Below are 25,688 nucleotides of genomic sequence, written 5' to 3'. Positions count from 1 at the left end.
CGCCATAAACCAACATCATTTCATGCCAAATAAAAACCGGGTCAGCTTGAACGGACGAATCAGAAGAAGATAAATTGCTACACAAACAACTAGCGAAGAAAGACTTATAACCAGAAATCCGTCATAAACACCCAGCCGGGTACGGGTCAAAATAGTATAGCCAATTAGTATAATAACTGTTTGATGAAGAATATAGAACGGATAGACGGCTTCGTTCAACTTTGGTAATATGGGTCGATTAACGTTCAAATAGCGGTGTCCATACGCAACAGTGGCCAGCACAGAAAACCACATCAGGCAATCCGAATTTGTTAGGTAAGCAATTTCCCAGGCCAGGATATCTGGCCCTTCGGTATCATATACTAACCCTATGGCGTAGAGTAAAACCGTACATACCAACGTCCCTGCCAGCAGTATTCGTCGTTGATCATTTAAAATTTGCCAGAAAGCAGGTCTACTGATAAGTATATACCCAAACCAGAATAACAGCAGATTCTTGACAAAATAAGCCCAGTCATTGACAAGAGCGTGGGTCTCTTCCGGGAAATAAGGTTTCAGTAGTAGCTGACTTATAAAAATAACGCCAAAGCCTGACCACATAACGCCACCGGGGCGGGCAATCAATCGACCTATTTTGTCCATAAATCGTTGTCCCTGCTCGCTTTTCAACCACCTGAATACGGGGATACTTATGAGTGAGTAGAAAAACAAATAGCAGATAAACCATAGGTGATGCCAGCTGAACGCCCCACCCTTACCACCATCGTGGTAGGCCTGAAACTTAAAAACTTCCGGATAAAAGTCGATATACCTGCCGCTAAACCGCCCTCTAAATAACCACTCGATGTATATCTGCGGTGGCACGATCACGAACATACCGAATACAAGAGGCACAAATAATCGTCGGACCCGTTCACCGGCATACGTCCCATATGACCGCTTCTTAAGTGCAAAGAATGTACCGGCTCCCGAAATAAAAAACAACAGCGGCATACGCCAGCGGTGGAGCCAGCGCATCACTTGCTCCATGACTGTACTGTGTTCGGCACTTTTGATATGCCACCCCCACGATACGTAAATCATGCCGGTATGATAGAAGAGCAAGATTAGAATGGCAATGATCCGCAGCCAGTCAAGATCATAACGACGCAGACTCAGGTCAGCAGAAGCAGCCCTGTTAGTAGCAGAAAATTCAGTCGGTTGCATGGAAGGATCGTTTTGTGTTAACGATCCAAAATTGACGTTCTGACGGCCAAAATCCCTATTTCCCGATAAGTAAGAAGTTCGTGCCGACCGGGACGAACACGCCTGAGACATTAACTTAACTTGTCGGCTCCCGGCCCAGGATCCTTTGCCCGGTACTGCGCCGGAGTCTGGTTAGTAAGCCGTTTGAAAGCCGTATGGAACGCCGACGTTGAATTATACCCTACCCGCTCGGCAATTTCGTCGATTTTAAGATGAGTTGTAGTTGGTTCGTTTAGCAGCCGTTGCGCTTCGGCAATTCGGTAAGATGCAAGCCAGTCGAAAAACGTTTGCCCAAGGCGGTCATTTAGTAATTGTGATAAATTATGCGGGCTCGTATCTAATCGGGCAGCTAGTTTTGGTAACGACAGGTCGCTATTGAGGTAAGGCTTTTCGGCTTCAAGTAATCGACTAAGTTTGCTGAGAACAGCATCTTCAACTTCTTCCGATAAGGCCGATTTTTCGTACTTTTTCTTCAACTCAGTTGGTTGCGGTTCGGCCTCAGTAACTGTTGGCTGACCCGGCATTTCAAGCCGAAAAAAATCGGACCCTCGCATCACCAGAAAGCTGGTCGTATAAATCGTAGCGGCCACATAGGTAGCCAGCAAATAATCGCCAACATCATGATAGAACTGAGGCTTAACAAGTACAATCAGAAAAGGCATCAACGCAAACAGTACGCTTAAAACGCGTAGCGAGGCAAGTTTATAGTGTCCGTTTATCTGATCTTCAGATCGGGTAGCCCTTCGAATCGTAATGAGCGATAACACAGCATATACCAGGCAGCTCAGCAATGTCATCTCATTAATTAAATCACGAAGCCCGGTGAAGTCATCATCCCAATAAGCATATTGACGGATAAAGGGAAGTTCGGGGTGCTGTGAGTTTACATAGGCATTGTATTTGACTTCTATGGGCTGATAAAGCCAGGTGACTGAGTTTGCCAGCCAGATAATGAATGGCACCAGATGCCAACCCCAATACTGAGGTAATCGCTGTTGAATACGACTAAAAACGAAGAAATAGAATAACGGACCCAGCACAAAATTGATGGATTCTGCAAAGTCGACGGTCCATAAAAGCCGAAACGTATAATTTGTGTAGTTGAGAAATATTTCTCCGCTCACTGCCGATAGAGCCAGCATAAACAAGCCCAGACAGCGATTTTCCACGCGTCTTAAGCGCTCACCGGTCAAAAAGAAGATACCCAGAAAAATACCTTGTGCTACACCCAGAAAAATAATGAGGGCAAACAAGTCAAGGTTAATGGGGAGTGTCTGCATCAGAATAACGTTGCGTAGCGCAAGGTAAAAAAAAGACCTGCACGTGAGGAAAAACGTGCAGGTCTCTATACTATAAACCAACTTAACTTACCGAATCTCTACCTCAAACGGCATCCTCATTTGCATGCCTTCCATCAGTTTAAGCTTATTCATATACTTTACGTAGGGAGCTAAATCGCCAAGTTTCGCCTGAATTTTAGCTTCTTCGCTATCGCTGAACGAATTCATCAACTGTTCGAAGAACTCTTTTTTACGAGGCTGGTATTTAATTTGATAATCGCCCTCTTTCAGCTTAGCTGATTGAGCCGCCAGTTTAATGGCATCATCGATACCCCCAAGCTGATCGACCAGCCCATTGGCTTTGCCCTGCGTACCGGTCCAGACACGTCCACCGGCAAGAGCCCGCAGACTGTCGACTGGCAGTTTGCGACCGGCAGCGGCTTTGCTGGTAAATTCAGCATAAATCCGCTCGGTTGACTTTTGCATCGTTTGCTTTTGGAACGGAGTCATTTCGTGCGTTCCGGTCGGAAAGTCAGCATTGGTGTTGGTATTGACCCGATCGTACGTGATACCGAGTTTATCTTTAAAGAAGGTTTCAGTATTGAACAGCAGGGCAAATACCCCGATAGAGCCCGTAATGGTGTTTGGCTGTGCAACGATCTTGTCGCAACCCATCAGCATATAATAACCGCCCGAAGCAGCGTAGTCGGACATTGACCCGATTACGGGTTTTACTTTGCGGGCCAGTTGAACCTCGCGGTACATCACATCCGACGCTAATGCGCTGCCGCCACCCGAGTTAACCCGCAACACAATCGCTTTTACTTTATCGTCTAACCGAGCTTTACGAAGTTCTTCAACAATCGTTTCGGAGCCAATGCTGTTTTCACCGCTTTTGCCCGAGTGAATATCACCCGAAGCGATAATGACCGCAATTCTATTCTTGGAACTCCCCTCGGTATCGTCGCCAGTTTTCTCAGACGTTTCGTATTTACTCAATGAAACGTAATTGATTTTCTTTTTCTCATCAACACCTAACTGTTTCTTGATAACCGTCTCCAGTTCGTCCTGATACCCAAGATTTGTAACGAGCTTCGTACGAAGCGCATCGGCGGGTTTCTGGATCGTCAGGTTATCTGCATAGCGTTTCAGCGAGTCGACCCGAAGGCCCCGGCTTTGCGCCACACGAACCAGCATCTGGTCGTTTATAGACCCCAGAAACGAGTTTACCTGCAAGCGATTTGGATCGCTCATGTTCTCACGAATGAACGGCTCAACGGCACTTTTAAAATCACCTACTTTAAAGATTTCCGGTTTAATACCCAGTTTATCAAGCGTTCCTTTAAAGAATGACAACTCGGCGTTGAGACCGTTCCATTCCAGGTCGCCAGCCGGATTAAGGTAGATTTTATCGGCTACCGAAGCAAGGTAATAGCCTTTTTCGGTCATTGTCTCAGCGTAGGCATAGACAAATTTCTTCGACTGCTTGAAGTCGATCAACGCATTACGAACTTCTTCCAATGAGGCCCAGCCAGCCATCGGGTTTTCGGTCTGGAGGTAAATACCTTCGATATTCTTATCCTCCTTGGCTTCTTTGAGCGTTCGCTTTAACTCGAACAGGCCGATGGCATCGCCTGTGCCGCTTACCGGCCCAAACCCTTTAAAGGGATTATCAACACTCCGCTCTTCGATTGGCTTGTCTAAATCTAATTTTAAAACCGTATTTTCTTTTACTGTCGTCTTGGTATCAGACGAAGACGATAAAGCGGCAGCAACCCCAACCAGAAGGAGAAAGCCGACGAATGAAAACAACAGCAGGCCAACGATTGTGGCCAGAACATATTTGAGAAACTGACGCATGAATACGAATGAATAAACGGACCTTATTAAACAGGCCCTATACAAATATAGCCCGGAAGTTAATTTCCGGGCTATAAAAGTGTTAAGTGAACGAAAACAACGGACGAAAGGCGTAAACCTTACATCAGCTTATAATCGTTGATAGAGGTTTGAATAACTTCCCAGGCTTCAGCTTGCCCGTAGATGTTCGCCAGTTCCATAACGGCTGGTTCTTCAGGAAGATTTTTGTAGGTCAGGAAGTAGTGGCGAAGGCGCTTAACGACCGCTTCGGGTAGTTGACCCAGTTCGGTATATTGCCCATACATGGCGTCTCCTTTAAGAACAGCAATGATTTTATCATCAGCCTCTCCTTTGTCGATCAGGCGAAAGCCACCGATAGGAATAGCCTGTAAGATCAGGTCACCGTGGGTAATTTCGCGCTCTGTCAGCACACAAATATCAAGCGGGTCACCATCGCCCATTTCAACGATTCTACCCGATTTTTCACTCGCCAGACGAGCAATCTGATCACCACAGTAGGTTTGGGGAATGAAGCCATATAAAGCAGGCAACACATTGGAATATTGCTGAGGCCGGTCAATTTTGAGGTAACCGGTTGCTTTGTCAATCTCGTACTTAACAGTATCAGTAGGCACAATCTCGATAAAGCACGTAACTTGTTTAGGGGCTAATTCTCCGATCGGGATGCCGTGCCATGGGTGAGCTTTAAAATTACTCTTCATTGGTTGTATATATTACTTATAAATTTATAAAATGAGTAAACATTGTTAACCAGCTATACCGGCACATTTTGTTCTGAAAATCCAACCTTTTCAGCGACAAGTTGTTCAGCCGAGCGGTTCAGGGTTTGTCGAACGAGCATTTCGCCCAGAAAACCCGCCAGAAACAGCTGAACACCCAGAATTATGGCGACTAAGCCAAAGAAAAACAGGGGATTATCCGTCACGTTCCGAAATTTCTCCCCTTGCGCAATGTTGATTAGTTTCTCAACGATTAGCCAGATAGCGAGCACAGAACCGACAAAAAACGAGAGCGTTCCAAAGGTTCCGAAGAAGTGCATTGGCCGCTTGCTGAACCGGTGTACAAACGCAATAACGAGTACATCCAGAAACCCGTTCACAAAACGCTCCAGACCAAACTTGGTGGTGCCGTACTTACGAGCGCGGTGTTGTACAACTTTCTCGCCAATACGACTAAAACCGTCCCAATTAGCGACAATGGGCAGGTTTCGATGCATGTCGCCATACAGCGAAGGCGCAATAGTTTTAACAACTTTTTGTCTATAGGCTTTTAGTCCGCAGTTAAAATCGTGCAGTTGTACGCCGGAAATCCAGCGCGACACGGAATTAAACAGTTTTGTAGGAAGTGTTTTAGTGATTGGATCGTATCGCTTCTGCTTCCAACCCGATACAAGGTCATATTTTTCTGCCGTAATCATTCGGTACAGTTCCGGAATTTCGTCGGGACTATCCTGTAAATCGGCATCCATTGTAATGACAACCTGCCCCCGAACAGCCTGAAAACCCGTTTGCAAAGCGGCTGTTTTGCCATAATTCCGGTTAAACCGAACGCCCCGAACATGGGGGTTACGGTTTGCCAATTGCTCTACAACAGCCCAGGAATCATCGGTGCTGCCGTCGTCGACAAACAGAATTTCATACGTAAACTGATGTTCAGTCACAACCCGCACGATCCAGTCGTGCAGTTCGGGCAGCGACTCTTCTTCGTTGTACAGTGGAATTAAAATGGTTAACTGAAGCAATTCTGTCATTTATTTTTGGACGATGTGCGCTATAAGCCACTAACGAATTTTGCGCATCAACAATTCTCCGCCCTAAAGGTCGTAAGAGAATCAGAATATTAAGTAATAATCGTGGAGTAATGTCCGAAATTCTGACGTATAGGTCTCTCCAGACGGTTTTTCGCCGGGATTAACGGGTTCTCGGGGTTCGAAAATAGTCAGGGTTTCATCCAGTAGGCTATTTTCTCCAAATGCAAATCCGGTAATTACCCGAAAGATGGGCTTTTTTGCATTGTGCCGTACCGACAACCGCTTAAAGGCAAATAGCCCGGCTTGTTTCGCCTGAGCAGCCAGCATTTCTGCTTCATAAGGCGGCAACAACACCCACCATTGTCCATTCGGTTTCATCAAACGCACAACAGCTTCAATCAACTCCGAAAACGGGAGTTCGTCGGTATGCAGTGCGCGATTCACGCCCACGTCTGGCGAGCGAAGATGGTTTGTATAAAAAGGAGGATTCGTTAAAACCCGGTCGTAGCGAATACCAGGCACAAAATCCTGAATGCGGCTCTGTACGACCCGTATTCGCTCAGAAAATGGGCTGGCGGCTACGTTGTCAATAGCTTGTCCAAAAGCCGATTCATCTACCTCAACAGCGTCAACAAGCGCTGTCGGATTGCGTTGGGCAACCATAAGCGCCAGTAAACCAGTGCCAGTGCCAATGTCGAGTATCCGCTCCACAGTAGGTAATAAGGCCGTTGATTCAGCGCCCATCACCTCCGCATACGCTCCAAGCACACAGGCATCCGTACACACTTTCATGGCGGTACGATCCTGCTGAATGGTGAATTGCTTGAAACGGAACATCAGGGTTTTAACAAATTCGTACTCATGATCATAAGCCTATAAGGTCTCGAAGACCGCTTCGGCGGCCCGGCTTGTAGGTTTTTGCTCGACTACCTATTTCCTACCAAAATCTGCCGGATTTTCTCCCCAAACCGTTGTTTCCCATTTCAAGACCGGATTCGCGAAACGGTGCGTCTGAAGCCAGCTTTCGGCTCGGTCGAGAAGTTCGAACAGTTCGGCATTGCGAGCGGTTTCTTCGAGTTTGGTATTGGCTTTCTTCTTCTTCACCCAGCCGATTGCGGTACGAGAATCTGAATAAACTGGGATGTTACTATTCTTTTGGTGAAGCAGTGCCAGGGCATGAACAATGGCCAGAAACTCGCCAATATTGTTGGTTCCGTCGCAGTAAGGCCCTTTTAAAAACAGTTTTTGCTTCGTGGCCAAATAAATTCCCTGATACTCCATATCGCCCGAAGCGGTATTCCAAGCGGCATCGACAACCAGACTATCCTGAATAGGCAGTCCGACCAAACCATCTAATTTCCCCTGCTTTGCTGTTGGCTTAGGCCCCTGACCGATGTGCGCGTGAGGTTTATCTTTAAACGCTTTCAACGCGGCCGGTTTACTGTCGAAGGACTTAAATAATGGTTTTGGAAAGCCATCCGTCTGCGCTTTGGCTTCATCCCAACTATCATAAACACCGGGTTTTCTGCCGTGCCAGACTACATAAAATTTGGGCTTTTTCTCAGCCATGTTGCCGTCGTCTTTCTGCAAAAGTACAGAGACAACTACGTTTGTAAAACTCAAATGCCCTGAATTATACAGTCAACCTAAAAAGCCCCGCATCGGCAGGGCTTTTTAGGTTGACTGTATTTCTTTATTCGTGCTTACTCATCGTCCCGAACACCTGCCCAAATTGCGTAAAGCAAAATACCGCCAAGTATGCCTAACCCGATGCCACGGGCAACGTGAAAAGACGTTGGTGTTGGCATGTCAACGATACCGTTTTCATCTGTAACGGCGGGTTGTTTTACATATCGCCCTTCTGACGGGATGGATCTTGACTCAAAATCGTGTGCCAGTTTATTCAATCCTAATTCCAGATCAAGCCCACGCACTGATACACCGTGTCCCGTTCCTACTGCCCTGGGGTTGAGGTTATTCAATGCCAAAACCGACCGTTTGGCAGCATCCCAATCGCAGGTAAAATAGGCAGGGGGGCCATGAAACTCTTCTCGTTGTGTAGCGACGGATGTAATCGCATTCTGATTTGTCGTTACGAAAGCATCGCCCGCCAGCAACGTCCGGTCTTTATCCCTGAAAAGTGAAATATGCCCCGGTGCGTGGCCTGGTGTATGAATGGCCCGCCAGTCTGGCAGCTCAGGAATCTTACCATCGTCGGCAATGGCTTTTATATGGTCGCCAAAATCCATTGGGCCAATTGGAAATACCCACGACATATACGACATTCCTCCCCCGCCAATGGCTGGATCTGGTGGCGGATAACTCGATTTACCCTGCAAATAAGGCAACTCGAGCTTGTGCGCATAAACCGGCACATCCCACTCTTTCAGTAGTGTTTTCAGCGTGCCGGTATGGTCAGCATGGCCGTGTGTTAGAACAATAGCGTCGGGTTGAGTACCAATGCCAAAAAGCTGTTCGGCCCGTTTTTTTATTTGTCCGGCATACCCCATAAAACCGGTATCGACAAGCACCCAGCGATTGCCGGGTCCGGGCGTACCAATAAAAAAAACATTAACAAATAAGGTCTTTATGCCAGCCACATCGGCGGTAACATCATAGGGGGTTTGCGTGCCGGTATCGGTCGGCGAATCAATGTCAAACTGAGTTTCCATAGGGTTGAGTTTGTTTAGGACATCAACCTATAGGTTCAGTAGAATGTTAAATGAAGTGCGCCAACGGGGTAAGGGAATAGATAATGGATAATGAAGAATAGAAGATCAGCAATCATTCTACATTATCCATTATCCATTCTACATTATCCATTCACTTTCAAGCCTAGCTTCGCTCTTCCCACACCTGCGCAACCTGTACGATTACGGCAACAGCCTTTTCCATATCCTGCACCGATACCCACTCCTGCCGCGAATGAAAGGCGTGTTCGCCTGCAAAGATATTCGGACAAGGCAACCCCATAAACGACAGCCGCGAGCCATCTGTACCGCCCCGAATACTGCGTCGTTGCGCCGACAGCCCTACTCGCCGAATGGCTTCGAGTGCGTTTTCCACAACCGCCGGATGTTGATCCAGCACATCTTTCATATTGCGGTACTGCTCTTTCACAACAAACTGCGCCGATGAACCGGGGTAATTTGTCAATACGTCGGTCAACTGGTTTTGCAGATAGGTTTCCTTTTCCTGTAAACCCGCTTCGGTAAAATCGCGAATGATAAACTCCAACACGGCTTTATCCTGATTGCCTTCCATCCGGGTTGGATGTACGAATCCCTCTTTCGCGTCAGTTGTTTCGGGCGAAAGCGCGTTTTTAGGCAGTGCAGCTAGTAGATCAGCGGCTATTTTAAGCGCGTTTTCGAGTTTGCCCTTTGCAAAGCCGGGGTGTGTGCTAACGCCCTGAATGGTAATTTTTACGGCATCAGCCGAAAATGTTTCATCTTCAAGCGTTCCCAGTGCTTCTCCATCAATAGTATAGCCAAAATCGGCACCGAGTTTCTGAATATCAACCTTTTCGGTTCCGCGTCCTACTTCCTCATCGGGCGTAAAGAGCAACCGAATCCGGCCGTGTTTGATGTCGGGATGCGTCAGTATATAATGGGCTGCATCCATAATTTCGGCCAGGCCCGCTTTATTATCGGCCCCCAGCAAGGTTGTGCCGCTGGCCGTAATAATGTCGTTACCAACCTGATGCGTTAGATCGGGGTGATCGGCTACGCGAATGATCTGAGTAGTATCATCCGGCAAAACAATGTCCTCGCCCTGCCACTGTTGGTGAATTAGTGGCTTCACTCCTTCGCCTGTTACATCGGGTGATGTATCAACGTGCGAGCAAAAACAAATGGTTGGCACGTTCGGCTTATCGGTATTAGCCGGAATCGTTGCATACACATAGCCCCACTCATCCATTTCGGCATCGGCAACGCCCATATCGAGCAATTCCTGAACCAGCACCCGGCTGAGATTTTTTTGTTTCCCGGTACTCGGATTGGTCGTCGATTGCGGGTCCGACTGGGTGTCAATCTGCACGTACCGCAGAAAACGATCAACGGCCGTATATTGGTAGTTATCCATCAAGTTTTTCTGTAAATCTCCCCGTGGTTTACTGGAGCGGTATTTCGTGGTTGAATGACCCAACCTTACACAGTTGGAACCAAAATCCCGTCTAAATCGGCGGGAGAGTAGTTTACGCTTTTGAGTGTTTTATGGTCGGCATCGCGATAAACGAGGAACTTGCCATCCGACTCGATAAAATGGCAGGGAACACCTTTTGCCTGATATTGTGCCACGGTGGCTTCGGCTTCGGCAACCGTCAGGCAAGCCTTACTCATGTTTGACCGTTGTACCTCATCGAACAATTCTTTGAATTTATCGCCCAGCCCAAACTCAAGCACCGCTCCCGACAACACATACTGCAAGTCGCAAAGTGCATCGGCCACGGCCACAATATCGCCTTCGGCAATTGCCTCGCGCAGTTCGTCCAATTCTTCGGCCAGAAGCGAAACCCGGAGTTGGCTACGTGCCTCCGACGGAATCTGGGGCGTTTCTAAAACAGGAGCATGAAAGGTGCGGTGAAATTCCGCCACCTGGTTAAGCGAGTCTGGTTGCTGCATTTTGTGTAGAATGAAAATGAAGAATGAATAGTGAAGAATACGGGTATACCGAACTATTCTTCACTATTCATTCTTCATTCTAAATTAAAAAATTAATCTTCGTCCTCTTCGCTGGTGAAGGAATAGAGTGTCGTATCCAGGGATAAGGTGTTTGCTTTGAAATGCGTAATGAAGTCTTCGATCACCTCATCGGTTATCTCTTCAACATTAAGGCAAACATCGAGAGCAATTCCATAATCGGACTCCATATCGACCTCTACATGCTCTTGAACCTTAACCGTTTCGGTTTCTTCGATTTCCTCGATAATTTCTGTCAGGGCCGTTTCGGCTTCCTCTTCCAGCTCAGGCGTGATTTTATAATTGGGTTTGCGTTCTTCGGGGGGAACGTAGGTTGGAAAGGTTTTTTGAACCTCTTCAACTGCCATTTCATACACTAAACTGCTGTGGTGCAACCGGAGTGTATACACCAGTGTATCGAAAATAACCTCTTGTCCCTGATACTGTCCCGGAAACTGAATGTGCCTGCATTCGCCTTCTTCGAGCACGTCCAGGTCGTCATCTTCTACATAAATAAACGATTTGCCTTCCTGCTTACACTCATCCTTGAGTGCGCTGATTTCTTCAGGGTCGAACCCGTCATTCTTGTAATTTGCCATGAGGCAAAGCTACTATTTCTTAATCAGAAACCATACCCGGAGCCCTTTTGACAAACGTATTCCTATCCTACTTATGTAAGCGCTTACAATTGAGGGGGTCCAGAAATGCAGTACCCTTCGCCCTGATACCATCGGTTAATATGCTCAGAAACATAATCTTTACAAATTCTTTCTCACACTTGAATTTTCAGTAAGTCGCAACAGAATTTACCTGACATGCGTAATCTGATGTAAACTCCATATTGCAACTCGCAACTCTATTTTTGCTTATCAATGAAACACATCTTCCTTCTTTATTCTTTAGTCAGCTTATCTATATCTGCGTTGGCACAGGAGGTCGTTATTGATACAAATTATTATGCACCGCCACCGGTCGTTCGGAAACGGGTGCTAACAGAAGACCCTGACAATAATTTAGAACCACGCCAATCGAGAGCCAGTCGGCGACGGAGCGAGTTGATCGACCAACTCAATGAAGTGCAGACCTGGTATATAGGTGCCGAAAGCGGTTTTCGCAGCGATGCCAGCATTCTCAGCAACTCGTTTGACAGGTTGGTGAGTAATCCAACTCCTACAAAAACTTCGTGGAGCGCCTTGGTTGGGTATAATTTTCGTAATGCATGGTCTATTGAGACTGGCTACACGCGTGCCCCTATTCACCTGGACATCAGCATCGCCAACAATGCGAGCCCACTTGCGTTCAATTACCTGAATAGTGGCTATGGCATTCCACTTCGAATAAAACGGCGAATTGGCTCGGGAAAGCAGGCTGCAAATGGTACAGGTTTCTGGATAACGGGCGGTGCCTGGCTAACACCAAATGGTGCTGGACAAACGGGCGATTTCAAACTGATTGGTTATAGTCACCTTGGCAGAAACCGTGTCGACACACTCAGGCTGACAAATTCAACTATAGTTTTCAAACGGGTTACGGGCGTTGCTGAACTCGGATTAGATTATACAACCCGTTTATCGCCCCATCTTGAACTGGGTTTTTATGCTCGTAAATACTGGGGTCTTGGCAATGCGCTCAAAGCAGATTTAGTCTATACAATCAATAATAGCGCAATGCAACAGGCCACCATCACGGCCAATGGAACGGGCTGGGGAATTGGGGTTGCTCTACGCTATATTTACGGGCGACAATATGAAGTAAAGACCTTATAAATTAAGCCTTATCGCTTGTTAACCAAGCGATCACAACGGCGGTGGCCATGTCGATGGCGGTGTAAATGGGGGATTCGTCTACATTGTCGAGGGTATCGTCCAATTGATGAATGCGTGGCATTCGCCCGTCGGCATCTACCGCGCAAAGGGCCAGAACAGGTATTTTTTTACGCACAAACCAAACACTATCAAAATCAGCGGTGTGCCAGTTTCGCATCTGGGCACGATCTCGAAACGCATCGGTATTGACTAATTGACGCGCCAGCCGGGTGGGTTCATTATCATACCGGATCACTTCTGCAGTGCCGGTTTGTTCAACAACAGTCAGCTTCCCAGCCCCCAGCGAATCGAAGTTTATGGCCAGTGTCTGGCCCCGCTTCCACTCTTTTCGGTGCGCTTCCACATAGTGATATGCGCCTATCATACCCACCTCCTCCGCACTTGTCAATACGACCTCAATATCCACATTGAGCAGATTAGCCTGTCGTAGCTTGTTGGCAGTGGCGAGGGCTGCCGCTACGCCAGTGGCATTGTCATTAGCTCCATTAGCATACCCTTTAAGCCAATACCCCAGAGTGCCCAAAACGGCCTGAACAACAAAGTAGACCATCAATCCATACCGGACATAGGTAAGATAGGGCGAGGCAATTCGGAAGGCTTCGAGCGTAGCCAGCGCACCCGCCAACAGCATGAGCCACAACGAACTAATGAGGGATAATCGGAAGTAAGCCTGTCGTTTGGGGCTGTAAAGCAATGATACCGGGGCCGTATCATAATGCGCTATCAGGATAACTTTTTTACGAACCTCCCCTTCCCTGGTTCGGGATGCCCATCTGCCAACTACGTTGTGGGCTGTATGCTGAACAGGAAACTTAGTGATGAACGAATATCGCCAGTTGAAGTACAGCCAGGCCAGCCATACGAAATACCAAACCAGTCCAACGGCAACTCCAGTAACCGGAATCAGGGCCAATCCTGTCAACAGCCCGCCCATGAGCCAGTAAACAATTGTTGCATAGGTTTTGGGCGTTTGAAAAGGCTCCTTTTTTACCGTTGCCCCCATACCGGCAAGGTAACCCTGCAGCAGATCGCCCGCTTTGGTTTCGTTGGCGGTAGCCGCTCCACGATGAGGCAACGAAGAGAGTTCGCGGAGAATTTTCTGAACCGTCAGACGGCCCTGCGGGATGTTCATTCTCAAACTTGATTTAACGTGAATAGTACGAATTCAGAAGGGTATTACCCCTCCGAATTCGTACTACCTATTTAATAAACAGCAATTCGCGGTACTTCACCAATGGCCAGTCTTCATCGTCAACGACTTCTTCAAGTTTATCCACCTCGTAGCGGATAATATCAAAATGATCTTTTACCTCAGTCGAATAGAGTTTCGCACGATCGCTGGTGTCAATTACGTTGTTGGCTTTTTTGCGCGCTTCAACCATCGACTCTACATTCCTTTTAATAGCGATAACGCGGGTCGAAATTTCGCGCAGAATAGCCTTTATTGGCTCAGCTTCGGCATTCATACCTAATTCGACTAAATTCCGGGCTGTTTCGGCCAGTTTGTTCTGGTATTTTAGAGCCGTCGATACGATGTGGTTCATAGCCAGATCGCCCATCACGCGCGACTCGATCTGTACATTCTTAATGTATTTCTCCAGCTCAATCTCATAGCGGGATTCTACTTCGGCATGATTCATAACGCCTGTCCGCTCAAACAACGCCAGCGATTCCGGCTTTACAAAAATACCCAGCGCTTCGGGCGATGATTTGATGTTCGACAGTCCCCGGCGGTCAGCCTCTTCAACCCATTCGTCAGAATACCCATTGCCTTCAAACAGAATTCGCTTCGTGTTGGTGTAATATTCTTTCAGAATATCGACAATTGCCAGTTCTTTCTTTTCGCCTTTCGCCAGACGCGCATCGAGATCCATTTTAAACTTATTCAGTTGGTCGGCTACGATCGCATTCAGCACAGTCATCGTCGAAGCGGAGTTCGCTGCACTGCCCACCGCCCGAAACTCGAATTTGTTGCCCGTAAAGGCAAAAGGCGATGTTCGGTTGCGGTCGGTGTTGTCGCGCATCAGGCTTGGAATCCGATTCAAACCAAGTTTATAATATACGTTATCGCCCTTATTGACGGTCACTTCCGACTTGACCTCCAGGTCATTTAACGCCTGTGTGAGGGACTCACCCAAAAATATAGACACGATAGCCGGCGGGGCTTCATTGGCCCCAAGACGATGTTCATTACCTGCCGAGGCAATACTGGCCCGCAATAGATCGGCGTTGTCATGAACCGCTTTGATGACATTGACCAGGAAGGTCAAAAACCGTAAACTCTCTTTCGGCTTAGTGCTCGGAGCAAGCAAGTTCACCCCTGTATTGGTCCCCATCGACCAGTTATTATGCTTCCCGCTACCATTGACTCCAGCGAATGGTTTTTCATGAAAAAGCACTTTCAGGTTGTGTTTCTCCGAAATCTTTTCCATCAAATCCATCAGCAGAGCGTTATGGTCTACGGCCAGATTGACTTCTTCAAACGTTGGTGCCACTTCAAACTGCCCCGGTGCTACTTCGTTATGGCGCGTCCGAACGGGCATACCAAGTTTCATGGACTCGAATTCAAAATCGACCATAAAGGCATTGACGCGGGGCGGAATGGAGCCAAAATAATGGTCTTCCAATTGTTGCCCTCTGGCGGGTGAATGCCCAAAAACCGTCCGGCCTGCCAGCACCAGATCAGGGCGGGCATAGAACAGCGCCCGATCAACCACAAAATACTCCTGCTCGGGACCGAGCGTTGGCGTCACTTTCGTAATGTTCCGGTCGAAGTACTGACAAACGGCCGTTGCCGCTTTATCGAGGGCATTCAGGGCTTTCAGCAGGGGTGTTTTATAGTCCAGAGCTTCGCCTGTGTACGAGATAAAGACCGACGGAATACAGAGGGTTTTCCCCCCTGCCCCGTTGTCCATCAAGAACGCGGGCGACGACGGGTCCCAGCCGGTGTACCCCCGCGCTTCGAAGGTGTTACGAAGGCCACCGTTTGGAAACGACGACGCATCGGGTTCCTGTTGCACCAGGGCACTTCCCTTGAATTTCTCAACGGCTTTTCCATCGAGCGTTATGTCGAAAAAAGCGTCATGTTTCTCGGCAGTTTCTCCCGTTAGTGGCTGAAACCAGTGTGTGTAGTGGGTAGCCCCTTTTGAGGTGGCCCACGACTTCATGGCCCCTGCTACTTCGTCGGCAATGGTGCGGTCAATTTGGCCATTGGTACTGATTGCCTCGGTTACTTTCAGGTACGCTTCGGGCGAGAGCAAGGCCCGCATCACTTCATTATTAAACGTATAGCTTCCAAAAAAATCACCAACCCGCTCGGTGGGTGCAGTCACCTGCATCGCATGGCGACTTTGGGCAATTTCAAGGGCTTTGAATCGAAAATTTGACATCGATTAGGCTTTGAGTGTTTAGGTCCAAATATTTAGCCAAACATACACGCCTTCTTCACGGATTACAACGGGGAAACTAAAAAAGCCCAACCACTTACGCGGTCGGGCTTTGTTGATCTATTGAATTGGGCTTAGGCTTCTTCCAGCACGTCAGCCGATTTAACGGTTTTGATAATTACAGCAGCTACTTTGTATGGATCAGCCGCCGAGTTTGGCCGACGATCTTCCAGCCAGCCTTTCCAGCCGCGTTCTACCGTAGCGATAGGGATACGGATCGAAGCGCCCCGGTCGGAGATACCGTATGAGAACTGGTCGATTGACTGGGTTTCGTGTTTACCCGTCAGGCGAAGTTCGTTGTCGGCACCATATACCTCGATGTGTGCTTTGATAACATCGGCTGGCGAGAACGACTGACAAATTTTGTCATAGACTTCTTTGCTTCCCGATGTACGCAGCGCAGTATTCGAGAAGTTAGCGTGCATACCCGAGCCGTTCCAGTCGGTATCGCCCAGGGGTTTGCAATGCCAGTTGATCGACACATCGTATGATTCACCAATGCGCTCTAACAGGTAACGAGCAACCCAGATCTGATCACCGGCGGATTTAGCACCTTTGGCAAAAATCTGAAACTCCCACTGACCTGTGGCTACTTCGGCATTGATACCTTCTACATTTAAACCGGCATCCAGGCAAACGTCAAGGTGTTCTTCAACGATATTACGGCCGTAGGCGTTCTGAGCACCTACCGAGCAATAATAAGGACCCTGAGGACGTGTTGGGAAACCTTCTTCCGGGAAGCCAAGTGGCTTGTCGATTGACGTATCCCATAGGAAATACTCCTGCTCGAAGCCAAACCAGAAATCGTTATCATCATCCTCAATCGTGGCACGGCCATTTGTTGGGTGAGGAGTGCCATCAGCATTGAGGACTTCACACATAACAAGGTAACCATTTTTGCGCTGAGAATCAGGGCAGATAAAAACTGGTTTCAGCAAACAGTCCGACGAACCACCTTCAGCCTGTCCGGTCGAAGAACCGTCAAACGACCACATTGGGCAATCATCGAGTTCACCCGAAAAATCAGCCTCAATTTTAGTTTTGGAACGTAAGCTTTGTGTGGGCTTATAGCCATCGAGCCAAATGTATTCTAACTTCGCCTTTGCCATGATGTACAAGTGGATTAATTGAATAGGGGTTTTGTCACAATACTTTTAGCAAATATAGTATCGCTTTACAATAAAAAATAAATGCCATTATACACTTTAGCCGTACTTCTTACTGTTTTTATGGAAATATTATAATTTAAATTCGTTCAGTACAGTAAAATGCAACATTTAGACTGATTATTTATCACATTATAATTTTGGGTGGTTAACCGAGAAAATAGACCGATCGTCTTGATATAGTGAAAAATAGTAGGTTTACTCATGCAAAAAGAGGTGATTTCTGTAGAAATCACCTCTTTTTGCAACTACAATAAAGAACGAACCTTTTGTGATCAGAAATCAGCAATCAGGTTGGTCTTGAACAGCTTAATGGCAATTGCCAGTAGGATAATCCCAAAGATTTTGCGCAACACTTCCAACCCTCCCGAGCCAAGCTTCGTTTCGAGCCAGCCCGACGATTTCAGAACGGCATAAATAAGGATCAGGTTAAGAATAACACCGATAACAATATTAAGTGTCTGGTATTCGGCCCGAAGTGAGATAAGTGTTGTTAGCGTACCCGCCCCGGCAATGAGTGGAAACGCAATAGGTACGATGTGGGTGGAGCCGCCCGAAGACACTTCTGATTTGAAGATCGTTCGTCCCAGAATCATTTCCAGACCAATCAGAAAAATAATCAGCGCACCCGCTACGGCAAACGAAGCCACATCTACCCCGAATAACTTAAGGATCTTTTCGCCCAGAAACAGAAACGAGATCATCAAAACGCCCGAAGCAAATGTTGCCCGCTCAGACTCGATTTTACCCGCTTTCTTGCGCAGGTCAATAATTACGGGTAACGACCCAATTACATCGATGACCGAAAACAGGATGAGCGTAACGGAAACGATTTCTTTAAAACTAAACATATACAGAGTGCAAAACAGACTGGCTTCAATAAACTGGCTGTTTATGATTGATACAATTTAGTATGACCGAAGAAATTGCATTAAGGTTCCAATCTCGTCGTCAGAAATAGCCGGGAAGTTGGCGATTCGGAAGGTCGTATTCTTCCAGTCCCCATAGCCGTTTCCCAACATGATACCAGCCTGTTGAGCAGCTACTTTGATGGCCTTTATGGCAGATTCGGAACCCTCTACGGCAATAACCGTATCGGAGCGATCAGGCTTGTCATTGATCAGCAGCCGGAAGTCCGGGCTGAGCGCTGGCTTAGTCAATGAACCGTGGGCCTGGCTGGAGCCTGGACCGAACTGCTCGAAAAAAGTATACCAGTCAGCCGCCCGTTTTTTTGTTATGATATCAACGACAGCTATGGGTGGCAGCTGTTGCAGCACACGCATCAGCATATAAATACCCAAACCATTGGGAGTATAGGGCGTTTGAAATTTCGAAAAATTCTCGTGAATAAACAGGAGACTGTTGTAATGGGCATTCTCACCAATTTCTTCTGCCCGTTTGAGCGCGGCTGGCGAATAAATAAGTACCGCCAGTCCGGCAGGCAAGCCAAAACATTTTTGTACCGAGGCAAACCAGACATCACCCAACGACCAATCGAAGGCGATACCCGCCATCGACGAAACAGCATCGACCGCTATCAGGGCCGAAAAATCCCGGCGAAACTGAGCCAGCGTTTCCATCGTGACCTGTGTGCCATTTGACGTTTCATTTTGAATAATGCACAATACATCTGCCTCGCTCAGGCTAACGGGGGGCTTAATTTTATAAGCATATTCGGCCCACTTTTTACCAAATGCGCCATTGTAGGGATGCAGGCTTGATGCTGCCGTGAGCGACTGCGCCACAATTTCCCAACACTCTGTAGCCGATGAAACCAGGGCAATATGGTAATCGGCTGGAATGTCGAGTTTGTCGTGCAGCAGCCGAACGGTCTCCTTTACGATGTCCATGAACCCCGCGCTGCGGTGGTTGAGGCTCACGATACCTTCACGCACGGCATCGACCGCATAATCGGCCACCTGCGGATAGACTTTTGACGGACCGGGATAGAAGGTTATCATACTGATGAATTGATAGTACATAATGAAGAATGTATAATGCCGGTACAGCAGGTTATTCATTGTTCACTATAAATTCTACATTTTTTATTCTACATTATTCATTAAATACCGCACTGCCATTTCATAGCCCATCAGACCAAGACCGACAACAACGCCTTTACATTTTGCCGATAGGTAACTATGGTGCCGAAACTCTTCACGCGCATGAACATTAGATATATGAACCTCTACAGCCGGGGCCGTTACGGCTGATAGCGCATCGGCGATAGCGATAGAGGTATGCGTATAAGCCCCCGCATTTATGACGATGCCAGTTACCTCAAAACCTAGCTCATGGATTTTATCGATCAATTCGCCTTCATGATTCGATTGAAAATAGCGAAGTTGCACGTCAGGAAACAGGGCTTCGAGCGTTTCAAGATATTGAACGAACGAGCGATTACCATAAATTGTCGGTTCCCGTTTGCCCAGCAGATTGAGATTTGGGCCGTTAATGATCAGAATTTGTTTCATACATGTATGATGGGTAATGAATAATGTATAATGAAGTTGCAGAATACAGGACCTACCAGCCATTATTCATTACCCATCATACATTGTACATTTACTTGATATGTGGCAAAGTTATATAAACGCCTTTAAGAACTACCTTAAACTGGAACGGTCATTGGCCGAAAATTCAGTAGAAGCCTATCTTCACGATGCCGAAAAACTTCATGAATACATTCTTCTTAGCAACCCCAGCCTGACGCCCATGCAGGTGACAGAAAAAGAGTTGATGAATTTTCTGATGTATCTGGGCGAGTTGGGTTTATCGGCGCATAGCCAGGCCAGAATGCTGTCAGGGATGAAGTCGTTTTTTAAGTACCTGATACTCGAAAATCTGATTCAGCACGACCCGACTCAATTACTGGAAGCACCAAAATTGGGTCGAAAGCTTCCCGACACGCTCAGTTTTCCCGAAATCGAAGACATGCTGTCGGCCATTGATCTCTCTACACTCGGTGGCACTCGCGACCGGGCCATGCTCGAAGTCCTGTATAGTTCGGGCCTTCGCGTATCGGAGTTGCTTAACCTGCGGCTAACAAATTGCTATTTCCAGGAGGGGTTCGTGCGGGTATTGGGCAAAGGCGATAAAGTCCGATTAGTGCCCATCGGCCAGGATGCCATGCACTATACCCTTATGTATGTCGAACACGTACGGGCTAAACTCGATGTTCAGAAGGGCGACGAAGACACTATTTTTCTTAATTTAAGAGGAAAACAGCTATCGCGAATTTCGGTTTTCACAACTATAAAAAAACTGGCTGCCGAAGCAGGCATCCAGAAGACAATTAGCCCGCACACCTTCCGACACTCGTTTGCCACACACCTAATAGAGGGCGGAGCAGATCTGCGGGCCGTTCAACAAATGCTTGGCCATGAGTCCATTACCACTACAGAAATCTATACTCACCTCGACCGGGATTACTTAAAACAGACGCTTCGGGAATACCATCCACGAGCTCAGCGAATCCATACAAAGACTCAACGGATAGAATAACCTAAGTATAAAGGCTAAATCCCAGCTAAAAAAAGTCCCCGCTATCGAATCCGATGGCGGGGAGCCCCAATTTAACTAACCCAAAACTTAATGATAAACTACACTCTTTATTTTTGACTATTACGCGTCGGCGAACTAGGCGTCTGCCGTACTTTTTTCGCCGACGAACTGTTGGTGCTGGTGTTTAAAAAGCAGATTGAACGATGTCAGGCTACCGTAAATGCGGGTGATGTATTGTTGAATGTTTACTTTCTCTTCGTCGTCGATGGCGCTGGCATTTATACGTTGTTCAAGTACCCGAAGGCGGTCGCGCACCATGACTATTTTATGAAAGAAGGCGTCAATCGGCATTTCTTTCGGGGATAGATCGGATCTTCCGGGCTTTAGAATCAGCTTGCCGCCTTTCCATTTATCGCCCAGTGGAACAATTTCTGTCTGGTCGACCCATCGCTGAAGAACACGCGTAATTGACTGTTCTACGTCGAATAAACTAACCATATCGCTATCGGGCTCCAGGGCTTCGATAATAGTCAGGGGCGCGTCGAATTTGAGTATCTTCACGCCATGATCGAGAAATGTTACGATATAGCCATTCGCTTTCAGATTGATAACAACGCCGTTACCAAACTCGTCGTGCTGAATACGTGAGCCGATGCCCAACAGAGTAGTCATAGGAATCGTACTGTTTAAGAATTTACAATAGCATAAACAAACCTCGTGCCAGACTGACTTAACCACTTCGCTTCTTCAACATGCTAACCGCTCTTACGCCACTACTTACCCAAAAAGATAAGTTCACGCTTCCCGAAGACATTCACTATTTAAACTGCGCAACCCGCTCGCCCTTAAGCCGATCGGTTGAACAGGCAGGCCATGCCGCTATTCAGCGCGACACGAATCCGTTTGGCCTGCGACCCGACGATTTTTTTAGTGGAGCTATTCGTGTGCGGACGTTATTCTCGCAACTCATAAACAACCCTGATCCCGAACGCATTGCCGTAGTACCCTCCGTATCGTATGGTATGGCCGTGGTGGCCCGAAACCTGCCCAATAAACCCGGTATCGAAGCAGGACAGCGAATCGTGCTGGTAGGCAGTGAATTTCCAAGCGATGTCTACGCCTGGGATCGCGCCTGCGACGAACTTGGCCTTGCGATCACAACTATCAACGTACCAGACGAATTTCCGAAGGGACCGCTTTGGAATGAACGCGTGCTGGACGTCATTGGGCCCGACACAGCGTTGGTTATCGTTCCCCCTGTTCACTGGATGTACGGCATTCGGTTCGATCTGGAAGCGATAGGACAACGAGCACGGGAAGTGGGTGCATGGCTTGCCATTGATGGCACACAAGCCATTGGTGCTTTACCGTTTGATCTGGAAAAAATTCAGCCCGATGCCGTAATTTGTGCAGGCTATAAATGGCTAATGGGCCCCTACTCGCTGGGATTGGCCTATTTCGGGTCGGCCTTTGATGAAGGAACGCCGTTGGAAGAAGGCTGGATGAATCGGCTCGACAGCAACCAGTTTCATCGACTGATGGATTACCAGCCGATTTATCGCCCCAAAGCCTACCGGTACAATGTTGGTGAACACAGTCATTTTCTCCAGATGCCCATGCTCGAAGCTGCTCTGGAACAACTTCTCGACTGGCAACCTGAACGTATTCAAGCGTATACAGAAGAGCTTATGCGTGACGCCTGGCCTGCGCTCGAAAGTCTTGGCTGTCGGGTTGAGCCTGTAAATGAAAATCGGGGACGCAGCCACCACCTGGTTGGCTTGTGGTTACCGGATCATACGAATCCAATGACTGTTCAACAGGCACTACAGGCCGAAAAGGTATCGGTATCTGCGCGGGCACAAGCATTGCGCATCACCCCTCATGTGTATAACACCCCCGAAGATGTGGATGCCCTAATTCGGGTGTTGAGGAAGGTTATCAATTTATAGGAGCGCAACCCCTTGCGGCTCCTTTGCCTCAGCCAAAACCATCCGGTCAGGAGCCGCAACCCTTTGCGGCTCTACACTACAGTTCATAAAATTCCAGCGGCAAATCGTCGGGGTCGGGGAAGAACGTGAACCGTCGACCGCTGTGTTCATCTACCCGGATGGGTTCGGTAAGTACGCCTTTTTCGTTTAAGTGTGCAATAGCAGCATCGAGGTCTGGTACGGCAAATGCAAGATGGCGCAACCCCAGCGCTTCGGGTCGGGATGGACGCCTGGGCGGGTTCGGAAATGAAAACAGCTCAACGATATAGTGCCCGTTTAGCGCCAGGTCTAATTTATACGAATTACGCTCGGCCCGGAAATACTCCCCCAAAATGGTCAGCCCCAGCACCTCGGTATAGAACCGTTTTGACGTTTCATAATCGGAGCAAATAAGCGCAATGTGATGTACCGCCGATAGGTTGAGCATGAGGGACTAGGGTGTTAGAAGTGTATCGGTCGCCATTGTATCAACGGCAACGCCATCTTTTGCCGCCGGTAAAGCCCGTTCAACTTCCCGGCGTTTATTCCATGGAGCCGTAGTCCGACGGCCCATGTCAATGGCTATCAAGATCACGATCGAAGTAAAAACAATGAAAACAATGATGAAAATTCGGCGATTTCGATTCATATCTGTGGCATTGGTGGAGTGGTAAATTAGTTGAATTGTGGAGTGGTCAAATGGCCAATTCGCTGCTGTGTGCTTTTCTTTCTACTCAATTAACAATTTAACTAATCAACTACTCTACCAATTAACTAATTCGGAAGTTGTTTGGGGCTAATTTCAAACAATACGCTCCCCGTTCGTCCAGAGACTTCGGCCCAGTTCAGGCTATCAAATATAATTGCTATAACAGCGCCCTTACTCATTGAGCCAATAGATTGGTGCGTCAGGTATTCTGCCAGATAGGACACATCCGGGTTATGGCCAACAATCATTGCCGTCTGAACCGTATTGGACAACACATTCAGGGCTGCCAGATAGGCTTTCGGACCACCATTGAACAGCGCATCATCCAGATCAATTTTCGCTGGATCATACCCAATTTGTTCGACAATAATCTTGGCAGTGTCTTTGGCACGTGGTGCAGTACTACTTATGATTACATCAGGCAAAATAGCTTTCCCGTGCAGAAAATGGCCAATTCGGGCGGCAGCCGTGATTCCATCAGAGGTTAGCTGACGGTCATGGTCGGCCATAAAAGTAGCCCGATCTTCGGCTTTAGCATGACGGACAATAAACAGAGTAATCGACATGTGTTTAGTAAAGTTGATACAAAAATAAGACGGTATTTGGCAGCTAACTAACCAGTAAAGGACAAGTTTGTACTTAACGGCAATTTTAATCTTTTATAGAAATGTGTTTAACACCTTTATGGGCGATTCGGGCGACAATCCGTACTTTTACGCCCATAACCACTATACTGGTCGCCGTTTCGTATGAGTTATTTATCTATTCAGCAATTATTAAAAACCGCCCAAATCGGTGCCAGTGTAACCGTGAAGGGCTGGGTCCGCACTAAACGCGAGAGTAAAAATGCCGTTTTCATTGCCCTCAATGATGGGTCAACAATCAATAATATTCAGGCAGTAGCCGAAGCCGGTCAACTTCCCGAAGAAACCCTCAAGCTCATTACAACCGGTGCCTGCCTGGCCGTTACGGGTCAGTTGGTCGAATCGCAGGGGGCAGGCCAAGCCGTTGAAGTCAAGATTTCAGATGTTATCATTTACGGCCCGGCCAATCCTGATAAATATCCTTTGCAACCAAAACGGCACTCGCTGGAGTTTCTGCGCGAGATTGCCCATTTGCGCCCTCGCACCAACACCTTTAGTGCCATTCTGCGCATTCGGCACGCACTGGCATTTGCCGTACATAAATACTTCAATGACAACGGTTTCTTTTACCTGAACACCCCCATCATTACGGCTTCTGATGCCGAAGGGGCAGGCGAAATGTTCCGCGTAACAACACTCGACGCCACAAAACCACCGCTCACCGAAGAAGGTAAGGTTGATTATAGCCAGGACTTCTTTGGCCGCGAAACCAACCTGACAGTATCGGGCCAGTTGGAAGGCGAATTAGGCGCAATGGCTCTGGGCAAAATCTATACCTTCGGACCAACGTTCCGAGCCGAAAACTCCAACACGACCCGCCACTTGGCCGAGTTCTGGATGATTGAGCCCGAAGTAGCCTTCTACGAGCTGGAAGACAACATGAATCTGGCCGAAGATTTCGTTAAGACGGTCATTCGCTATGCCCTGCAACACTGCGCCGACGATCTGGCCTTTTTGGATAATCGACTGAAAGAAGAAGAAAAAACCAAAAAGAAAGAGGAACAAAGCGAACTCAGCCTGCTCGAAAAACTTCAGTTCGTTATTAGCAACGAGTTCGTTCGGTTAACCTACACCGAAGCCATCGACATTCTGGTGAACTCAAAACCGGCAAAGAAAGGCCAGTTTCAGTACGAAGTAAGCTGGGGCGTCGATTTGCAGTCAGAGCACGAGCGGTTCCTGGTTGAGAAGCACTTTAAAAAACCAGTGATTCTCACCAACTACCCCCGTGATATCAAGGCGTTTTATATGAAACAAGACGTCGAGTCAGAAGAAAACCCGGGGCAAAAAACAGTTCGGGCCATGGACGTTTTATTTCCCGGCATTGGCGAAATTATTGGCGGCTCACAGCGGGAAGACGATTTCGACAAACTCACTGCCCGAATGCAGGAAGTAGGAATCGAACCCGAAGCCCTCTGGTGGTATCTGGACACCCGCCGATTTGGGTCGGCACCCCACGCAGGTTTCGGCCTTGGCTTTGAGCGGTTAGTGCTGTTTGTAACAGGCATGGGCAACATCCGCGATGTAATCCCGTTCCCACGCGCACCTAAAACGGCAGAATTTTAAGGTAGTGCCGGACCTCTGGTCCGGTAGT

Annotated in this window: 25 protein-coding genes; 4 read left to right on the top strand and 21 right to left on the bottom strand. The window is 47.7% G+C overall.

Annotation, left to right across the window (positions count from 1 at the left end; translation table 11 throughout):
• Positions 1-15: 15 nt before the first annotated feature.
• The 11 genes from CWM47_RS07610 to CWM47_RS07560 form a co-directional block, all read right to left on the bottom strand.
• Positions 16-1,206, bottom strand: a complete 1,191-nt coding sequence (locus CWM47_RS07610; protein ID WP_100987419.1) for an acyltransferase family protein — start codon at positions 1,204-1,206, stop codon at positions 16-18.
• Between the two features lie 110 nt (positions 1,207-1,316).
• Positions 1,317-2,525 carry a helix-turn-helix transcriptional regulator gene (locus CWM47_RS07605; RefSeq protein ID WP_100987418.1) on the bottom strand — a complete coding sequence of 403 codons (1,209 nt, stop codon included), beginning with the start codon at positions 2,523-2,525 and terminating at the stop codon, positions 1,317-1,319.
• Positions 2,526-2,612: 87 nt separating this feature from the next.
• Positions 2,613-4,385 carry a signal peptide peptidase SppA gene (sppA, locus tag CWM47_RS07600; protein ID WP_100987417.1) on the bottom strand — a complete coding sequence of 591 codons (1,773 nt, stop codon included), beginning with the start codon at positions 4,383-4,385 and terminating at the stop codon, positions 2,613-2,615.
• 119 nt (positions 4,386-4,504) lie between these two features.
• A complete protein-coding gene (locus CWM47_RS07595; protein WP_100987416.1) occupies positions 4,505-5,107 on the bottom strand; it encodes an inorganic pyrophosphatase in 603 nt (200 codons plus the stop codon).
• Positions 5,108-5,160: 53 nt separating this feature from the next.
• A complete protein-coding gene (locus CWM47_RS07590; protein ID WP_100987415.1) occupies positions 5,161-6,156 on the bottom strand; it encodes a glycosyltransferase family 2 protein in 996 nt (331 codons plus the stop codon).
• A gap of 81 nt (positions 6,157-6,237) precedes the next feature.
• The gene (locus CWM47_RS07585) at positions 6,238-6,993 is read right to left on the bottom strand and encodes a tRNA1(Val) (adenine(37)-N6)-methyltransferase (RefSeq protein ID WP_100987414.1); all 756 of its coding nucleotides are present in this window, start codon (positions 6,991-6,993) and stop codon (positions 6,238-6,240) included.
• A 93-nt stretch (positions 6,994-7,086) separates the two neighbouring features.
• On the bottom strand, positions 7,087-7,725 hold the full coding sequence (locus CWM47_RS07580) for a ribonuclease H1 domain-containing protein (protein WP_100993776.1): 639 nt from the start codon (positions 7,723-7,725) through the stop codon (positions 7,087-7,089).
• 134 nt (positions 7,726-7,859) lie between these two features.
• Complete coding sequence (locus CWM47_RS07575; protein WP_100987413.1) at positions 7,860-8,828, bottom strand: MBL fold metallo-hydrolase; 969 nt, start codon at positions 8,826-8,828, stop codon at positions 7,860-7,862.
• A gap of 163 nt (positions 8,829-8,991) precedes the next feature.
• Positions 8,992-10,239 carry a peptidase T gene (gene pepT / locus CWM47_RS07570; RefSeq protein WP_100987412.1) on the bottom strand — a complete coding sequence of 416 codons (1,248 nt, stop codon included), beginning with the start codon at positions 10,237-10,239 and terminating at the stop codon, positions 8,992-8,994.
• Positions 10,240-10,304: 65 nt separating this feature from the next.
• Positions 10,305-10,778, bottom strand: a complete 474-nt coding sequence (locus CWM47_RS07565) for a pyrophosphohydrolase domain-containing protein (RefSeq protein WP_100987411.1) — start codon at positions 10,776-10,778, stop codon at positions 10,305-10,307.
• Between the two features lie 92 nt (positions 10,779-10,870).
• On the bottom strand, positions 10,871-11,434 hold the full coding sequence (locus CWM47_RS07560) for a hypothetical protein (RefSeq protein ID WP_100987410.1): 564 nt from the start codon (positions 11,432-11,434) through the stop codon (positions 10,871-10,873).
• A 273-nt stretch (positions 11,435-11,707) separates the two neighbouring features.
• On the opposite strand from CWM47_RS07560, the gene CWM47_RS07555 reads away from it, so the two are divergent.
• Positions 11,708-12,601: a hypothetical protein gene (locus CWM47_RS07555; protein ID WP_100987409.1), complete on the top strand. Its 894-nt coding sequence runs from the start codon at positions 11,708-11,710 to the stop codon at positions 12,599-12,601.
• A gap of 1 nt (position 12,602) precedes the next feature.
• Here the strand turns inward: CWM47_RS07555 and CWM47_RS07550 are convergent, their stop codons facing one another.
• From CWM47_RS07550 to aroQ, 6 genes are all read right to left on the bottom strand, one after another.
• Positions 12,603-13,793 (bottom strand): M28 family metallopeptidase, encoded by a 1,191-nt coding sequence (locus tag CWM47_RS07550; RefSeq protein WP_100987408.1) that lies wholly within the window; start codon positions 13,791-13,793, stop codon positions 12,603-12,605.
• A 67-nt stretch (positions 13,794-13,860) separates the two neighbouring features.
• Positions 13,861-16,050: a glutamine synthetase III family protein gene (locus CWM47_RS07545; protein WP_100987407.1), complete on the bottom strand. Its 2,190-nt coding sequence runs from the start codon at positions 16,048-16,050 to the stop codon at positions 13,861-13,863.
• 131 nt (positions 16,051-16,181) lie between these two features.
• Complete coding sequence (locus CWM47_RS07540; RefSeq protein ID WP_100987406.1) at positions 16,182-17,216, bottom strand: glutamine synthetase beta-grasp domain-containing protein; 1,035 nt, start codon at positions 17,214-17,216, stop codon at positions 16,182-16,184.
• A gap of 332 nt (positions 17,217-17,548) precedes the next feature.
• Positions 17,549-18,124 (bottom strand): MarC family protein, encoded by a 576-nt coding sequence (locus tag CWM47_RS07535; protein ID WP_100987405.1) that lies wholly within the window; start codon positions 18,122-18,124, stop codon positions 17,549-17,551.
• Positions 18,125-18,181: 57 nt separating this feature from the next.
• Positions 18,182-19,234 (bottom strand): aminotransferase class V-fold PLP-dependent enzyme, encoded by a 1,053-nt coding sequence (locus tag CWM47_RS07530; protein ID WP_100993775.1) that lies wholly within the window; start codon positions 19,232-19,234, stop codon positions 18,182-18,184.
• 84 nt (positions 19,235-19,318) lie between these two features.
• Positions 19,319-19,747, bottom strand: coding sequence for a type II 3-dehydroquinate dehydratase (gene aroQ / locus CWM47_RS07525; RefSeq protein WP_100987404.1), 429 nt, complete (start codon positions 19,745-19,747; stop codon positions 19,319-19,321).
• 100 nt (positions 19,748-19,847) lie between these two features.
• On the opposite strand from aroQ, the gene xerD reads away from it, so the two are divergent.
• A complete protein-coding gene (gene xerD / locus CWM47_RS07520; RefSeq protein ID WP_100987403.1) occupies positions 19,848-20,777 on the top strand; it encodes a site-specific tyrosine recombinase XerD in 930 nt (309 codons plus the stop codon).
• 135 nt (positions 20,778-20,912) lie between these two features.
• On the opposite strand, the gene CWM47_RS07515 is transcribed toward xerD, so the two are convergent.
• On the bottom strand, positions 20,913-21,449 hold the full coding sequence (locus CWM47_RS07515) for a hypothetical protein (RefSeq protein ID WP_100987402.1): 537 nt from the start codon (positions 21,447-21,449) through the stop codon (positions 20,913-20,915).
• An 80-nt stretch (positions 21,450-21,529) separates the two neighbouring features.
• Here CWM47_RS07515 and CWM47_RS07510 point away from each other — a divergent pair, with 80 nt between their 5' ends.
• The gene (locus tag CWM47_RS07510; RefSeq protein ID WP_100987401.1) at positions 21,530-22,726 is read left to right on the top strand and encodes an aminotransferase class V-fold PLP-dependent enzyme; all 1,197 of its coding nucleotides are present in this window, start codon (positions 21,530-21,532) and stop codon (positions 22,724-22,726) included.
• Between the two features lie 76 nt (positions 22,727-22,802).
• Here CWM47_RS07510 and gloA2 read toward each other — a convergent pair whose 3' ends face one another.
• The 3 genes from gloA2 to CWM47_RS07495 form a co-directional block, all read right to left on the bottom strand.
• On the bottom strand, positions 22,803-23,192 hold the full coding sequence (gloA2, locus tag CWM47_RS07505; RefSeq protein WP_100987400.1) for an SMU1112c/YaeR family gloxylase I-like metalloprotein: 390 nt from the start codon (positions 23,190-23,192) through the stop codon (positions 22,803-22,805).
• Between the two features lie 6 nt (positions 23,193-23,198).
• Complete coding sequence (locus CWM47_RS07500) at positions 23,199-23,393, bottom strand: hypothetical protein (protein ID WP_100987399.1); 195 nt, start codon at positions 23,391-23,393, stop codon at positions 23,199-23,201.
• Between the two features lie 125 nt (positions 23,394-23,518).
• On the bottom strand, positions 23,519-24,019 hold the full coding sequence (locus CWM47_RS07495; RefSeq protein ID WP_100987398.1) for a SixA phosphatase family protein: 501 nt from the start codon (positions 24,017-24,019) through the stop codon (positions 23,519-23,521).
• A 183-nt stretch (positions 24,020-24,202) separates the two neighbouring features.
• On the opposite strand from CWM47_RS07495, the gene asnS reads away from it, so the two are divergent.
• Entirely contained in the window at positions 24,203-25,660 is a 1,458-nt protein-coding gene (gene asnS, locus CWM47_RS07490) for an asparagine--tRNA ligase (protein WP_100987397.1), read from the top strand.
• Positions 25,661-25,688 lie beyond the last annotated feature (28 nt).

It is taken from the genome of Spirosoma pollinicola (assembly GCF_002831565.1).
In the GTDB taxonomy this organism is placed as follows: Bacteria; Bacteroidota; Bacteroidia; order Cytophagales; family Spirosomataceae; genus Spirosoma; species Spirosoma pollinicola.
Note: the sequence above shows the minus strand (reverse complement) of the source record. Positions and strands in the feature narration are given on the sequence as shown.

Bases quoted from the DNA above. Each gene is read 5' to 3' on its own strand.
- CWM47_RS07530 (WP_100993775.1), bottom strand. From the start codon at position 19,234: ATGATAACCTTCTATCCCGGTCCGTCAAAAGTCTATCCGCAGGTGGCC.
- CWM47_RS07565 (WP_100987411.1), bottom strand. From the start codon at position 10,778: ATGCAGCAACCAGACTCGCTTAACCAGGTGGCGGAATTTCACCGCACC.
- CWM47_RS07510 (WP_100987401.1), top strand. From the start codon at position 21,530: ATGCTAACCGCTCTTACGCCACTACTTACCCAAAAAGATAAGTTCACG.
- CWM47_RS07575 (WP_100987413.1), bottom strand. From the start codon at position 8,828: ATGGAAACTCAGTTTGACATTGATTCGCCGACCGATACCGGCACGCAA.
- CWM47_RS07595 (WP_100987416.1), bottom strand. From the start codon at position 5,107: ATGAAGAGTAATTTTAAAGCTCACCCATGGCACGGCATCCCGATCGGA.
- CWM47_RS07605 (WP_100987418.1), bottom strand. From the start codon at position 2,525: ATGCAGACACTCCCCATTAACCTTGACTTGTTTGCCCTCATTATTTTT.
- CWM47_RS07540 (WP_100987406.1), bottom strand. From the start codon at position 17,216: ATGGCAAAGGCGAAGTTAGAATACATTTGGCTCGATGGCTATAAGCCC.
- CWM47_RS07555 (WP_100987409.1), top strand. From the start codon at position 11,708: ATGAAACACATCTTCCTTCTTTATTCTTTAGTCAGCTTATCTATATCT.
- xerD (WP_100987403.1), top strand. From the start codon at position 19,848: ATGTGGCAAAGTTATATAAACGCCTTTAAGAACTACCTTAAACTGGAA.
- CWM47_RS07545 (WP_100987407.1), bottom strand. From the start codon at position 16,050: ATGTCAAATTTTCGATTCAAAGCCCTTGAAATTGCCCAAAGTCGCCAT.
- CWM47_RS07500 (WP_100987399.1), bottom strand. From the start codon at position 23,393: ATGAATCGAAATCGCCGAATTTTCATCATTGTTTTCATTGTTTTTACT.
- aroQ (WP_100987404.1), bottom strand. From the start codon at position 19,747: ATGAAACAAATTCTGATCATTAACGGCCCAAATCTCAATCTGCTGGGC.
- gloA2 (WP_100987400.1), bottom strand. From the start codon at position 23,192: ATGCTCAACCTATCGGCGGTACATCACATTGCGCTTATTTGCTCCGAT.
- CWM47_RS07585 (WP_100987414.1), bottom strand. From the start codon at position 6,993: ATGTTCCGTTTCAAGCAATTCACCATTCAGCAGGATCGTACCGCCATG.
- CWM47_RS07580 (WP_100993776.1), bottom strand. From the start codon at position 7,725: ATGGCTGAGAAAAAGCCCAAATTTTATGTAGTCTGGCACGGCAGAAAA.
- CWM47_RS07590 (WP_100987415.1), bottom strand. From the start codon at position 6,156: ATGACAGAATTGCTTCAGTTAACCATTTTAATTCCACTGTACAACGAA.
- sppA (WP_100987417.1), bottom strand. From the start codon at position 4,385: ATGCGTCAGTTTCTCAAATATGTTCTGGCCACAATCGTTGGCCTGCTG.
- CWM47_RS07550 (WP_100987408.1), bottom strand. From the start codon at position 13,793: ATGAACATCCCGCAGGGCCGTCTGACGGTTCAGAAAATTCTCCGCGAA.
- CWM47_RS07560 (WP_100987410.1), bottom strand. From the start codon at position 11,434: ATGGCAAATTACAAGAATGACGGGTTCGACCCTGAAGAAATCAGCGCA.
- CWM47_RS07495 (WP_100987398.1), bottom strand. From the start codon at position 24,019: ATGTCGATTACTCTGTTTATTGTCCGTCATGCTAAAGCCGAAGATCGG.
- CWM47_RS07610 (WP_100987419.1), bottom strand. From the start codon at position 1,206: ATGCAACCGACTGAATTTTCTGCTACTAACAGGGCTGCTTCTGCTGAC.
- CWM47_RS07535 (WP_100987405.1), bottom strand. From the start codon at position 18,124: ATGTTTAGTTTTAAAGAAATCGTTTCCGTTACGCTCATCCTGTTTTCG.
- pepT (WP_100987412.1), bottom strand. From the start codon at position 10,239: ATGGATAACTACCAATATACGGCCGTTGATCGTTTTCTGCGGTACGTG.
- CWM47_RS07515 (WP_100987402.1), bottom strand. From the start codon at position 21,449: ATGACTACTCTGTTGGGCATCGGCTCACGTATTCAGCACGACGAGTTT.
- asnS (WP_100987397.1), top strand. From the start codon at position 24,203: ATGAGTTATTTATCTATTCAGCAATTATTAAAAACCGCCCAAATCGGT.